This window comes from Roseinatronobacter sp. S2, from assembly GCF_029581395.1.
Lineage (GTDB): Bacteria > Pseudomonadota > Alphaproteobacteria > Rhodobacterales > Rhodobacteraceae > Roseinatronobacter.
Window position 1 is genome coordinate 1,228,653 of sequence record NZ_CP121113.1, and the last position, 11,905, is coordinate 1,240,557.

Below are 11,905 nucleotides of genomic sequence, written 5' to 3' on the forward strand. Positions count from 1 at the left end.
GATCACATGAAAAGTGATGCTTTCGCCCTATAAGCATGACATAAAGTCGCACAGAGGAGGCCGGATATGCGCCTGACGACCCGAACCAATCTTGCCATGCGCGTCCTGATGGCCTGCGGTGTAAACGAGGGTGCGAAGCTGCGAACCGCCGATATTGCTGCACGCTGCAACGCATCTGTGCATCACCTTCTGCAAGTCGTAAATGTCTTGCAGGATCACGGCTTTGTCGAAACGCAACGTGGCCGCACTGGTGGTCTGCGCCTGACGCGCGCGCCCGAACGTGTCTCGGTGGGAGAGGTGTTCCGCCTGTTTGAAAGCGGCACGCCATTCGCGGAGTGCTTTAATCCTGCGCAAAACACCTGCCCGTTGTCGCAAACCTGTCGCTTGCGCACCTACATCACACGCGCACTTGAAGCGTTCTATCATGAATTGGACATGGTAACGCTGGAAGATCTGGTGCGCGGCAATTGCGGGTTGCGGGAGTTGCTGCATATGTCCCCCCTTAACGGTCCGGGATGCGACAAGTCGCAGTTGAACACTGCATAAGGTTTGTTCACCCTGCGATGCTTGATGATGATGATATGGAAGGGGGTTGGTTGGGCTGGACGCTTCCGCCAATGTGCCTGACACGCCACAGAAGGCAATGCCACGGCCCATAGGCGCACCAGAAACCGGTGCCAGATTCAGCACCCATGACCACCGCGCCCCAAGCCTTACCGGCTTTCGAAATAGTTCAGCGGCAGTTTCAAATAGGATCGCCCGTTCTTTTCCGGCTCTGGCAAGCGCCCGCCGCGGATATTCACCTGCAAGGCCGCCAGCATCAGTTTGGGCAGTGGCAATGTCATGTCGCGCGCGTCCCTTACCGCGCGATACTCTGCCTCGGATGGGGCATCCTTCCAGTGGATGTTGCTGGCGCGGTGCTCTGCCACGGTTGCCGCGCATTGCGGTTCGCGGTCCGGTGCGTAATCGTGGCCGACAAAGACACGCGTTTGTGCAGGCAAGGACAGGATCGCCCGAATGCTGTTATACAGCGCTTTGGAACTTCCACCCGGAAAATCGGCGCGTGACGTGCCACTGTCCGGCATCATCAACGTGTCATGCACGAAGGCCGCGTCACCTGCGATATAGGTGATCGACGCCAGCGTGTGCCCGGGCGAAAACATGACCTTGACCGGCACATTGCCCACCATGAATTCCGCGCCATCAGCGAACAACCGGTCCCATTGGCGGCCATCGGTCGGGAAATCATCGGGCAGGTTGTAGATGCCCTGCCAAAGCGTTTGAACGTCAGTTACCTTTTCGCCGATTGCCGTGGGCGCGCCGGTCTGCGCCTTCAGCCATGACCCTGCCGAGAAATGATCGGCGTGCGGATGCGTGTCCAGAATCCAGACCAGTTCGATTCCGGTTTCACGCACATAATCCAGCAGGCGTTGCGCGTTCACCGTCGACGTCGCACCTGCCAGCGGATCAAAATCCAGCACCGGATCAACGATTGCGCCTTTCATAGTGTCGGGATCATGGAAAACATACTGCCAGCTTCCGGTGGGTTCATCCCAGAAGGGTTTAACGATGGGGTTGGTCATCTCTTTGCTCCTGTCACATGGGTGGATTGGCCCTTCATGCATGCATCAGCGCATGCTGGCCTTCATCATCCAGAGTTCTTCCTCATGCCATTCAAGACGGTTTGTCAGTATGGCGGTGGTCATAGCCTGCCCTCCCGTCATCAAATGGGTGTGTCAGGCGGGCCTGTCCGGCCCGCCCGCATTGTCAAAGCGCGCGGGTCGAGAAATACCAGTCAACTGTATTATACCCTTCGCTGGCGCGGGCTGCGGCCTCTTGCGGGGTCTTGGGGGTCGGCACAATCACCTCATCACCCGGCTTCCAGTTCTCCGGCATGGCGCAGTGATTCTCATCCGCTGTTTGAAGTGCCAGCAGCAGACGATGGATTTCGTCCACCGAACGACCTGCATTCATCGGGTAGTAGACCATCGCGCGCAATACGCCTTCAGGGTCAATGATAAACGTGGCGCGCACCGCTGCCGTATCGGACGCACCGGGCTGGATCATGCCGTAGGCTTGCGCCACTGCCATGCTCAGGTCCGCGATGATCGGGAATTTGATCTCAACCCCGAACTTGTCCTTGATGTTAAGAATCCAGGCAATGTGGCTGTAATGACTGTCGATCGACAGGCCAAGCAGTTTGGTGTTCATCGCATTGAATTCATCCTGCTTTTTGGCGAAAGCAATGAATTCGGTGGTGCAGACCGGCGTAAAGTCGGCCGGGTGCGAGAAAAGAACCAGCCATTTGCCACGGTAGTCTTCGAGCGTCTTCTGGCCGTGTGTCGTCGGCGCGTCAAACGCCGGCGCAGGTTCGTTCAGGCGGGGGCCGATAGGTTGGATATTGTCGGTCATGATCTGTGTCCTTTTTCGGGTATCATTGTGATGCCCCCGAGATAGGCCCTTGCTATATATAGATCAAATTGAATATATTTATGATTATAATAGAGGAAATCTATCAATGATCACTTTGCGCCAACTCCAATTCCTGACTGCGGTGGCAGAAAACCTGAACTTCTCTCGCGCGGCGGAGGTCTGTTTCGTGACCCAGCCAACCCTGAGCGCGGGCATCAAGGAGCTTGAAGACCGGCTTGAAGTAACATTGATCGAACGCACACGGCAAAGCGTGATGCTGACACCTGTAGGCCGGGAAATAGTCTTGCGGGCAAAACGCCTGCTGCTTGATGCGGCGGAAATCGAGACCGTAGCCCAATCTTACAAGGACCCCGGCAAAGGCGATCTGAAGCTTGGAACAATCCCCACGATCAGCCCATATCTGCTGCCACACGCACTGCCCTTGATCCGCGGGTCCTTTCCGCAGTTGCGTGTCTATCTGCGAGAGGAAATGACAGAGAGTCTGATAGACGGTCTGAACTCGGGTCGCCTCGATCTGGTGCTGATTGCGCTGCCCTTTGACACTGGCGCAATTGAAATCATGCCTTTGTTCGAAGACGGCTATCATCTGGCCACCCCCGCGAACTGGCCCGCGCCCCACAGCACACAGGCGCTGACAAACAGCGGCCAGCTTATGCTGCTGGAGAAGGGCCATTGCCTGCATCGACATGCTTTGGCGGCCTATCCGGGGCAGATGCTCGCCACCAATGACACCTTCGCTGCGACCAGCCTGACCACCCTTATTGCGATGGTCGCAGCAGGGCTTGGCATTACGCTTTTGCCAAACCTTGCCGTAGCGGCAGGTGTAACCGGCAACATACAGGTTCAACTGACACCACTGCCCGACGCCTGCCCCCGCCGTGTTGTCCTTGCCTGGCGCCCCGGTTCTGCAAGGGTGGATGTCTTCCGCACCCTCGGCAATCTTATACGGGCAGCAAGAAATGACACTTAGATGATCAGCTCCGGCATCAGGCAGATCGGCTTGCCCATGCGCCAGACGCCGCCGAACGGGTTAAGGTGGCGCAGGAAGTCGCGGGGCTTGACGCAAAGCTTGCTAGCGCAGCCGCTGAAATCCCGCGTTCCTTCTATAGTCCAGGTATCGAAAAGGGCATGGCGACCCGCGTTCTTGTCCCGACCGAAGCGCCGCTTGCGACGGGAGAGTGATGCTACGAACGTTTGGCGGAGTGTGGCAATTATATCTTATTAAAGTCTACATCGTACTCCGCTGCCCGAAGCTCCTTAGCCAGCTCTAGTTTCCATGCGTTCCCGGTATCCCAATTGATATAAACCGTTCCGACATAATCAGACGGAATTTCAATGCCACCTTTTAGAAGTGCGCACACCTTGTCACGCCCAAGGCGTCCCACGAAATACCCAAGTTCAAGTATGACATTCTGACGCGCCCGAGGGTTATCTTTTGCTGCGGTTTTTACCCGCCCTAAATCGTCAGGTGTTAAAAGAACGACCGCAAAACCCACGTCCCCGTGTGCTATTAGCTTTTCTGGGATAGTCATTCCACGGCTCGCCTGCTCGTGCAAAATTACCGGCTGAAGTCCCAATTTCTCCAAAAATCGGGCAACAGATTCACGCGGGCCTTCGTCATGTCCATGGACAATAAAAACCTTTGTTTTGTTGCTTGGCCTGTTTTCTAAAGGCACGGTAGGGGCTTTATCGGCTAAGAACGCTTTGTAATCCCGGGCAAAGGGGATCAACACGGAACGTGTCAGCTTTCTTATCCCAGCGATTATTTTGTGTCCATCATGGTACCATTCATGTGAAAAACTCAGAAGCCATTCAGGGTCTTTTCCGGCTTTCTCAATTAGTTGCAACGTCAAACCAAGCTCAAGCTCTTTTTCCAATGGCCAATCTAGTTGGGCGCTACCAAGCATCGAACCGCCACTATTTGAACGTTCTACAAAATCTTCGAAATCAACTTTCGATTTAAGTTCCTCGTTGATTGCTTGCAAATCAGGGACATTTAAGGCCAAAGCCAATTTTCTTATCGGCCTATCATATGTGTTATAGTCGGATTGCTGTATGTCTAGAATTGCATTGTTAAGGTCTTCAAGCGCGGATGCGATGGTCATTACACACTATTTCCCAATCCTTGCAGCCGCAGCTTTTTCAAGAATACTGTCACGCCCTTGCTCTTTTAGCTGTTCGGCAAGGTTCTGTATCCAATCGTTGCGCTCATAGGATCGGGTTTTTTCGTCGATTGCGTCGTTAAGTTGCTGCAACGCAGCTTCGATACTTACCGGATCACTTGGATCGAAGCTAACGCTGGCTAGTTCACCGTCAATTTCACTGGCAAACTTCGACATTTGCTCTGTTTTCTTCATGATCGCGTCTAGACCTGTTATTTTCATCATATAACCGTTCCCCACAATTTCATGTGAACTTTGGGGCAACTATCGATGATAGCACAAGATCCGACTTCACGTTTCCGTGGCAATGAGCACAACAAACAGCGGTTTGCGGTCAGCTCCCCGACATGCATAGGAACATGCAAAGGCTAGCTTCTGGTTTAAAAAAATCTGTAAAAACAATAGCTTAAGTGCCAATATGGCGGAGAGACAGAGATTCATAATCTTGCCGATCGACAGCAGGTTTCTAAAATAATCTATTATAATCAATACTATAAATCTCGTCTTATGTTTTCCAATCTCGAAATATCGAGCGATTGCCGAGCAAATACCGAGCAAAAAAGTGCTTGAGGAACCGCCCGCAACCCGCCATGATGGCGGAGAGAGTGGAGCAAAGGCGGGACGTATGAAGATTTACAGGCGGGGGAAAAAGGGGCTGTTTTGTTTGAGGCTTTGGATCCCCGAGCACTACCGCGAGATCGAGCCACGGCGCGATCTGTTTCTGTCATTGCGCACAGCAGACGAAGCCACCGCACACCGCCGAGCGGTTGAGACGAGAGACGGCATTTTTGCAAACCTTGACCGCCGCCTCTCTGCCCGACTCGCGACCGAAGGCACGCCCGAGCACTACGACAAAATCCGAGACTTGGCCGCGAGTCATGGTGTTGCATACAAGCCCAACAAAGAGATCATTGAAGGGCCGATCGAAGACCTTGTGGCCCGCTTGTTGACCCTGAAAGAGGCTGACCCCAAGGCGGAGAGCAAAGAGACCACCGCCGCCTTGTTGGGGGGTGTTGACCAGCCCAAATTGATGGTTTCCACCCTGTTTGATGAATATGAGAAGATCGCCAAGCAGGAGACCGAAGGCAAAACACCGGACGCAATCCGCCGATGGAGAAACCCAAGGATCAAGGCAGCGCGCAATTTTATCAAGGCAGTTGGAGACCGCCCGATCTTGGAAATCACCCGAGACGATGCGCTTGATTTTCGCGGCTGGTGGTTGGACAGGTTGGCAGATCCCGAAGAGGCCGCAGGAAGCCCCGGCACAGCCAACAAAGACCTGATCCACATTTCAGGCATGATCACCAAACTTTGCACTTTCAAGAGATGGAGCGACCCAAAGATCTTTGCTGGTCTTGCCTTGAAAGAGAAAGCTGGCCGAGCAATCCCGCCCTTTGAATCCGACTGGATCAGGGACACCCTATTGTGTGAAAACCCAATCCCTGAATTGGACAGGGAGGCATTGGACGTTTTGCTAGTGATGGTGAACACAGGAGCCAGACCCAGCGAGATTCACGGCCTACATGCCGATGATATACACCTGAACGCCCCGATCCCTTTCATTGACATAAACGACAAGAACAGGACTTTGAAGACCGAGGCCAGCAAGCGACAGATTCCCCTTTGGGGGGTCGCCTTGGAAGCCATGCGCCGCCGTCCTGATGGCTTCCCAACATACCGAGGGCGGGACAAATGGAGCACGGACACAAACCGCATTATCAGACAAGCGGGGCTGTTCCCCAGCCCTGATCATCGGGCCTATTCATTGCGCCACAGTTTTGAGGACCGCATGACAGCACAGGAAATCCCAGAGAGGATCGCCGCCGACATGATGGGCCACACAATACGCCGAGAACGCTATGGAAAAGGGGCAAGCCTTGAAAAGAAACTTGAAGTCATCAGAAGAATATCAGTGACATCAAGAATCTGAAATTACATTGCTGCAAGGTCGTTGGAAGAAAACCCTTGGGGTGACATCCCAAGGGTTTTCGGTAGTTACCAAGTCAATGGAGTGGACGAAGGCTTCGCTTCCGTTCGCCACAATGAACATTTAGGTTCGTGAGGCTATTTCTACAAAATAAAATAAGAATATGCGCAAAAAAACCCTTTGGCCACTATGACCAAAGGGTTCTGATTTTGAATCACACAGAGAGTGTGAAAGCAAACATCAATCTTGTCCGAAGTCCGGCCCAAGATTGCTTTCCAGCGTGCTGTCGACTGTCAGGAACACGTTTTGGACTTGCTCGCCCAGTGCCAGAACAGCAGCGATGGCCAGAACGGCGATCAGACCGACCAGAATGCCATATTCAACCAGGGCTGCACCCTTTTCAGTTGCGAAGAAAGTTTTGATTTTCGTCATGTCGATTTTCCTTTTTTGACAATGCCATTTCGTTGGCGAAACAGAGGTAGAGACAACGAAGCTGGAAAACAAAAATGTGAGGAAAAAGACTCGGACAATTTTCCCAAGTTGATTTTGAGCAGAAAAAAACACATCGTCTACCGCCGATTTTATCACCCGTCGATTTGCTTTTGAGACTCGAGAAACGCCAGATCTTTGGCTGAAACATACCGAAGAAGATACGCTTCCAGCCTTGCGACTTTGTCTTTGTCTTTGTCATTTTCCATAGCCGACAATAGGGCGGCCCCCATGATGACTTTGCGCCGAGTCATTGCGCGCCGCTTTTCATCCTTCAAACGAGCCGCCGCTGCTTCATATTGTGCGCGCAGTTGTTCCGCCCGCTTCTCAAGATCCAACACCCTTTTCGACATGACCACTCTCATTGCTCTGATTTCTCTGATCAACAAGTGGGCCTTTTTTTTGCGGTCACCAAAAAAAGGCTCCAAGTGAATTGAACACGGCGCGCAAAGCGAGCCGCCCCTGAAAATCTGATGCGGAGCGAAGGATTGAAGGGCGCAAGTAAGCAAACCAAGGTTTGCGGCGGCCACAGGCCACCCTTGCGCTCTCACGCTACCGCTCCGAGGGGGCGACCCTTGCCAGGGCCGAAAAAGACGAACGACAGGGACACGCACACAATGGGAAAGACGCACGCCGCAGCACACCACAAGATCCAGGCGATCAAACGATCCGCCGGGCGATCCGCAGTTGCGGCGGCGGCCTATCGCCACAATGCACGCATGACGGACGAACGCACAGGCCTAGCCCACGACTTCACACGCAAAGGCGACCTTGTGGCCGAGGGTGTGATCGGTTGGACCGACACCCCCGAAACACTTTGGAACGCCGCAGAGGCCGCAGAGAATCGCAAAAACTCCATCACGGCCCGTGAAATCGTTTTGGCATTGCCCCACGAGTTGGACCTAGCCACACAGGAGAAACTACTCAACGGGCATTGCCTGATGATGAGGGATCGCTATGGGGTTGCCTGTTCATGGGTTGTTCACGACCCCAAGACAACGCCCGAGCCGACCACAGCCAACCACCTGATGATGACAACAGCAAACACCACGCCAGGCTGCAAAAAGAACACACACGCCCATGTGATGATCACCAGCCGACAGGTTGGGGCAGATGGAGCCTTTGGCAAGAAGACCCGCATTTTGGACGACCGCACAACGGGATCAAAAGAGTTTGAACACATGCGGGAGGCATGGGCGAAGAGAGCCAACGCCGCCCTGAAAAAGGCGGGCGTGGAAGAGATGATCGACCACCGATCCTTGAGCCGCCGAGCCGAAGCAGGAGACGCGCCAGAGCAAGAGCCACAGCGACACCTTGGCCCACGATTGGTTGCCGTTGCGCGCAAGCATGAGAAAGCCGCAGAACAAGCCAAGGCACAGGGCAAACCCGTGCCTTTGGCACCGCGTTTTTACAGAGAGGCAAAACGGATCAAGAGACGCAACGTCGCCATGTTGGGTTTGTGGAGCGAGGCAAACAAAGCCACCGCACTGGTCAAGGCAGCAAACACAGACGGCAAGATCCGAGACGAGGGCGACCACACCGCAGCGGAAGCCATAGCGGACACCAGCGCCCTGTTTGAGGCGGCGATGGAGAGCGGGGTCTTGGCTTTCAAACTAGCAGACAGGCGCAAGAAAAAAGAGCTGGAGAAACGCAGACAAGAGCAGGCTCTAGCTACGCCTATACATCCAGATCCGCGACAGAATCGGCCAAAGGGTAAGGGTGTCTTGCAATTGCGCCCTGCAACACAGGAAAAGCCACAGCCCGCACCAGAGAAACCCCCGCAAGCGTCGGCAAAAACATGGACACAGCCCAATCCTGAACAGGAGAGCATTGTGATTTTGTTGAGGAAGGGACTCACCGAAACCGAGCCAACGCCGAAGACAGCAGCCCCCCCAAAGCCACAGAAGCAGAAAGACAGCCTGTTTGGCCGTGTGTTGGCTTTCTTTTCAGGGACGCAGGCAGACCCCGCACATCAAGCGGACAAGCCAACAAAGAAGCCGCGGCCTTGGCAGCAAGTGGAGAGTCCTCAGGAGCCGCTAGGCCCCTCACAGGAGTGCCCAGCACGGGTGCAGCGACAAACATCTGCGCCCGAACCGAAGGCGAGGCGAACAGACGCAGACAAAGAGGCCATCATCAAGCAGGCGGCAAAAACCATGTTGCCAAGAGAAGGTGAGGCCTTGCGACCACCAAGGCCACACAGGCCACCACAGCCACCCGCCTTGAAGCCGAGGGCAGAGCGAACAAGAAGCCCGCCACAGAGATGACAGAAGGCCCCACCAAACGGCGGGGCCTTTCTTTGTTCACAGCGTTGCTGCGCTTCACCAACACATCAAAACGCGCCTCGAATGTGAAGGGCCGCAAAGAGACACAGACCCAGCGCAAAATGACGGGTGTTTTCAGGGCAGAAATCAAAGTCATCCATTGCGTTGAGGACAACAGCCGAATCGGGGTGCAGGTTGATTTTGAAAGCGTCATTACACACGCTTTGGTCGGGAAGACAGGCCAGAGCGGCCAAAACCTCTTCCTCATTTATCAAGTCCAACCCTGGTTCTTCCCTGATGTCATCTGGGACTCCCACACGCATACGAGCGAGACACAGGGCCAGATTGATGACGGGAAAGGTTTCGAGACACAGTGTGTTGAGCGGTTGGTTCATCTTCACGCGCCCCCCTGTTCATCATCGCCGAAGTCATCAGCCCAGCCCGATTCCAATTCGGTCATATCGTCATCATCATCTTCACCGGGCCAAGCATAGGCCCAACCTGACTGAAGATCATCTTCGACATCGCAGGACAGATCAGGAAGAGTTTGAATCCAGGCGATTTTGTTTGCCAGTTCAATGGCGGCGGCGGCGGGGGTGTTTGGTTGGGTTTTCATCTGGGATCTTTCTTTGTTTGGTTGTGGGTTGGATGGTTCAGGCAGACACAAGCGCACGAGCACGGGAGAGGGCGCACATTTGAGCGTTGTGTTCATCTACGGCGCGTTCGAGACGCACGAAGGCGGCGACGGCGGCGGGGGTCTGTTGAGCGGCGGCGACACGGGCGGCGTGTTCATACGCGTTGAAAAGGTCTTGTGTTGTCATTTGGACTCCTGTATTGTTGCGAGGCGACCCGTCAGCGGGTTCGAAGTCATGGGCATATGGCGTCACTTTTTTGCCGCTTACAGGGCAAACACCCCCCGACACGGGCGGGTGTGATCGAGAGGCCACAGCACACAACAGAACAGGGCAGTCTAAGCCCTTGAGTCCGCTAGTATTTTCCGCAGCGCAGATGACAACAGAAAGGCAGAGGGGCTAACAAATGAGCCGCCTCTACTTGGAAAACTGATCACGGCGAACATCTCCGCGCGCGCTGGAACGGCTGCACTTGGTTGCGGCGAAGCCGCCCCCGAGAAGTGGGCAAGTCAACACCCAGATCGGGGGCTTCCTAAAGAATAAGAAGGGAAATAAACCAAGTCATTGAATTCATTCAATTCCGATTCTCACGGGCAGAGAAGTTTACTCTCTATATTTTGAGAAACCTTCTCTGAATTTTGTTGTTTTTTGAGAAAGTTCCTATCTTGCATTGAGAAAAAACAAGGCAGGATCAGAAAATGAAGCATGCAAACAGCGTTTACAGACCACCCGGATCACACATCCCTGAAAAGGTCCCGGCAAAATTCACGACCGTGAAGACGAACACCGAGGAGAAGATCCTCTGGTTGGAAAATCCGTTTTGGTATGGGTTCGAAATGGAAACCAGAAAAAAACGAACTGCCCTTGAAGTAGATGATCCAAAGATGATGGTCGGTATTGTTTCAGGAACAAAAGAAGGGTTGGCCGAAATCTCAAAAGTTTATGAAGTTGATTCAGATTCTTTTGTCAAAGTTTTTACAAGGTTTCTACATATCTTCTTCGACACATCGAAGAACGCGCAGAAGCTGTTTGAAGTCGTCATGGCCAGTGTTGGCGAAAAGAAAGAGAATGACGTGGTTTATCTGCACGCCAAAGACGCGGACAACTACCACAAAACTGTTCGAGGTGAAGGTTACAGTCAGGCGTCATTTTACAGAGCGATCGATGAACTCATCAAAAAAGGTATCATTGCACGCTCAAACCTACCCCACCTGTTCTGGATCAACCCTGCTATCTTCTGGAATGGCGATCGCCTAAAATTTATCACAGAACTGCGCAAATCACCAGAGATCATGCCGCCCTCATCAAAATCATTGAAAACCACCCCGACATTGAGCGGTGAGGATTTGAGATGAGCAGCACAGACAAAACCCGAGTCCAAAGGAAGCATTTCGCAAATGGGCGATTGATGGAAGAAGAATGGTTCAAAGGCGATACGCCACACAGGGCAGACGGTCCCGCCTTGCAGGAGTGGCATAAAAACGGACAACTGAAACAAGAACAGTGGATTTTCGATGGTTATCTCCACCGTGTAGGCGGGCCAGCATTGCAGGAGTGGGACGAAAACGGACGCTTGTTGATGGAACGCTGGGAGCAGCGGTGGTGGGAACCGCAGTGGGGCACAAGTGAGAAACCCTTCGACTGGCTGCAAGGAATGCACAGGCTCGACGGCCCTGCGGTCAAAGAGTTCGATTTGGACACATTCGAGTTAGTCAGGGAAGAGTGGCGGAAAGAAGGAAAACTCCACAGAGAAGATGGGCCCGCATATCAATGGTGGGACGAGGACGGCAACTTGTTGAAAGAAGAATGGGTGAAATGCGGCCACTCATACACACCCACGGGACACGAACAAATCGCTTGGAAGAAGCGGTGTTCCAATGAGTGATGACAGCCCCGCAGGGCGGGGTTTCTCATTTGGCGGCGCCTGACAACTGTCCAGATTCATAACCAGGCTACACCTTCAGAACTGCCTCCTGTCTTTGTGCTTTTGCGTTGAACACA

At 53.6% G+C, this 11,905-nt stretch carries 14 protein-coding genes; 6 read left to right on the plus strand and 8 right to left on the minus strand.

Annotated elements, in window-relative coordinates; all coding sequences use genetic code 11:
- The first annotated feature begins 66 nt into the window (after positions 1-66).
- Entirely contained in the window at positions 67-546 is a 480-nt protein-coding gene (locus P8S53_RS05725) for an Rrf2 family transcriptional regulator (RefSeq protein ID WP_277806184.1), read from the plus strand.
- Between the two features lie 167 nt (positions 547-713).
- On the opposite strand, the gene P8S53_RS05730 is transcribed toward P8S53_RS05725, so the two are convergent.
- Positions 714-1,583: an MBL fold metallo-hydrolase gene (locus tag P8S53_RS05730; protein ID WP_277806185.1), complete on the minus strand. Its 870-nt coding sequence runs from the start codon at positions 1,581-1,583 to the stop codon at positions 714-716.
- A gap of 184 nt (positions 1,584-1,767) precedes the next feature.
- On the minus strand, positions 1,768-2,412 hold the full coding sequence (locus P8S53_RS05735; protein WP_277806186.1) for a peroxiredoxin: 645 nt from the start codon (positions 2,410-2,412) through the stop codon (positions 1,768-1,770).
- Between the two features lie 106 nt (positions 2,413-2,518).
- On the opposite strand from P8S53_RS05735, the gene P8S53_RS05740 reads away from it, so the two are divergent.
- Positions 2,519-3,403, plus strand: a complete 885-nt coding sequence (locus P8S53_RS05740; protein WP_277806187.1) for a hydrogen peroxide-inducible genes activator — start codon at positions 2,519-2,521, stop codon at positions 3,401-3,403.
- Between the two features lie 241 nt (positions 3,404-3,644).
- Here the strand turns inward: P8S53_RS05740 and P8S53_RS05745 are convergent, their stop codons facing one another.
- Positions 3,645-4,538, minus strand: a complete 894-nt coding sequence (locus tag P8S53_RS05745) for a nucleotide-binding protein (RefSeq protein ID WP_277806188.1) — start codon at positions 4,536-4,538, stop codon at positions 3,645-3,647.
- A gap of 6 nt (positions 4,539-4,544) precedes the next feature.
- Complete coding sequence (locus P8S53_RS05750; protein WP_277806189.1) at positions 4,545-4,820, minus strand: hypothetical protein; 276 nt, start codon at positions 4,818-4,820, stop codon at positions 4,545-4,547.
- A gap of 400 nt (positions 4,821-5,220) precedes the next feature.
- Here P8S53_RS05750 and P8S53_RS05755 point away from each other — a divergent pair, with 400 nt between their 5' ends.
- On the plus strand, positions 5,221-6,525 hold the full coding sequence (locus tag P8S53_RS05755; RefSeq protein WP_277806190.1) for a tyrosine-type recombinase/integrase: 1,305 nt from the start codon (positions 5,221-5,223) through the stop codon (positions 6,523-6,525).
- Between the two features lie 237 nt (positions 6,526-6,762).
- Here the strand turns inward: P8S53_RS05755 and P8S53_RS05760 are convergent, their stop codons facing one another.
- Complete coding sequence (locus tag P8S53_RS05760) at positions 6,763-6,954, minus strand: Flp family type IVb pilin (RefSeq protein ID WP_277806191.1); 192 nt, start codon at positions 6,952-6,954, stop codon at positions 6,763-6,765.
- Positions 6,955-7,106: 152 nt separating this feature from the next.
- Complete coding sequence (locus P8S53_RS05765) at positions 7,107-7,364, minus strand: hypothetical protein (RefSeq protein WP_277806192.1); 258 nt, start codon at positions 7,362-7,364, stop codon at positions 7,107-7,109.
- Positions 7,365-7,628: 264 nt separating this feature from the next.
- Between P8S53_RS05765 and P8S53_RS05770 the strand changes: the two genes are divergently transcribed.
- Positions 7,629-9,275, plus strand: coding sequence for a MobA/MobL family protein (locus P8S53_RS05770; protein ID WP_277806193.1), 1,647 nt, complete (start codon positions 7,629-7,631; stop codon positions 9,273-9,275).
- A 65-nt stretch (positions 9,276-9,340) separates the two neighbouring features.
- On the opposite strand, the gene P8S53_RS05775 is transcribed toward P8S53_RS05770, so the two are convergent.
- Positions 9,341-9,673 carry a hypothetical protein gene (locus tag P8S53_RS05775; protein WP_277806194.1) on the minus strand — a complete coding sequence of 111 codons (333 nt, stop codon included), beginning with the start codon at positions 9,671-9,673 and terminating at the stop codon, positions 9,341-9,343.
- Positions 9,670-9,888 carry a hypothetical protein gene (locus tag P8S53_RS05780; RefSeq protein ID WP_277806195.1) on the minus strand — a complete coding sequence of 73 codons (219 nt, stop codon included), beginning with the start codon at positions 9,886-9,888 and terminating at the stop codon, positions 9,670-9,672. The genes P8S53_RS05775 and P8S53_RS05780 overlap by 4 nt, the downstream gene beginning before the upstream one ends.
- A gap of 714 nt (positions 9,889-10,602) precedes the next feature.
- Between P8S53_RS05780 and P8S53_RS05785 the strand changes: the two genes are divergently transcribed.
- Both P8S53_RS05785 and P8S53_RS05790 read left to right on the plus strand, forming a co-directional pair.
- On the plus strand, positions 10,603-11,259 hold the full coding sequence (locus P8S53_RS05785) for a hypothetical protein (RefSeq protein WP_277806196.1): 657 nt from the start codon (positions 10,603-10,605) through the stop codon (positions 11,257-11,259).
- Complete coding sequence (locus P8S53_RS05790; protein ID WP_277806197.1) at positions 11,256-11,789, plus strand: hypothetical protein; 534 nt, start codon at positions 11,256-11,258, stop codon at positions 11,787-11,789. Before P8S53_RS05785 ends, P8S53_RS05790 begins: the two co-directional genes overlap by 4 nt.
- Positions 11,790-11,905 lie beyond the last annotated feature (116 nt).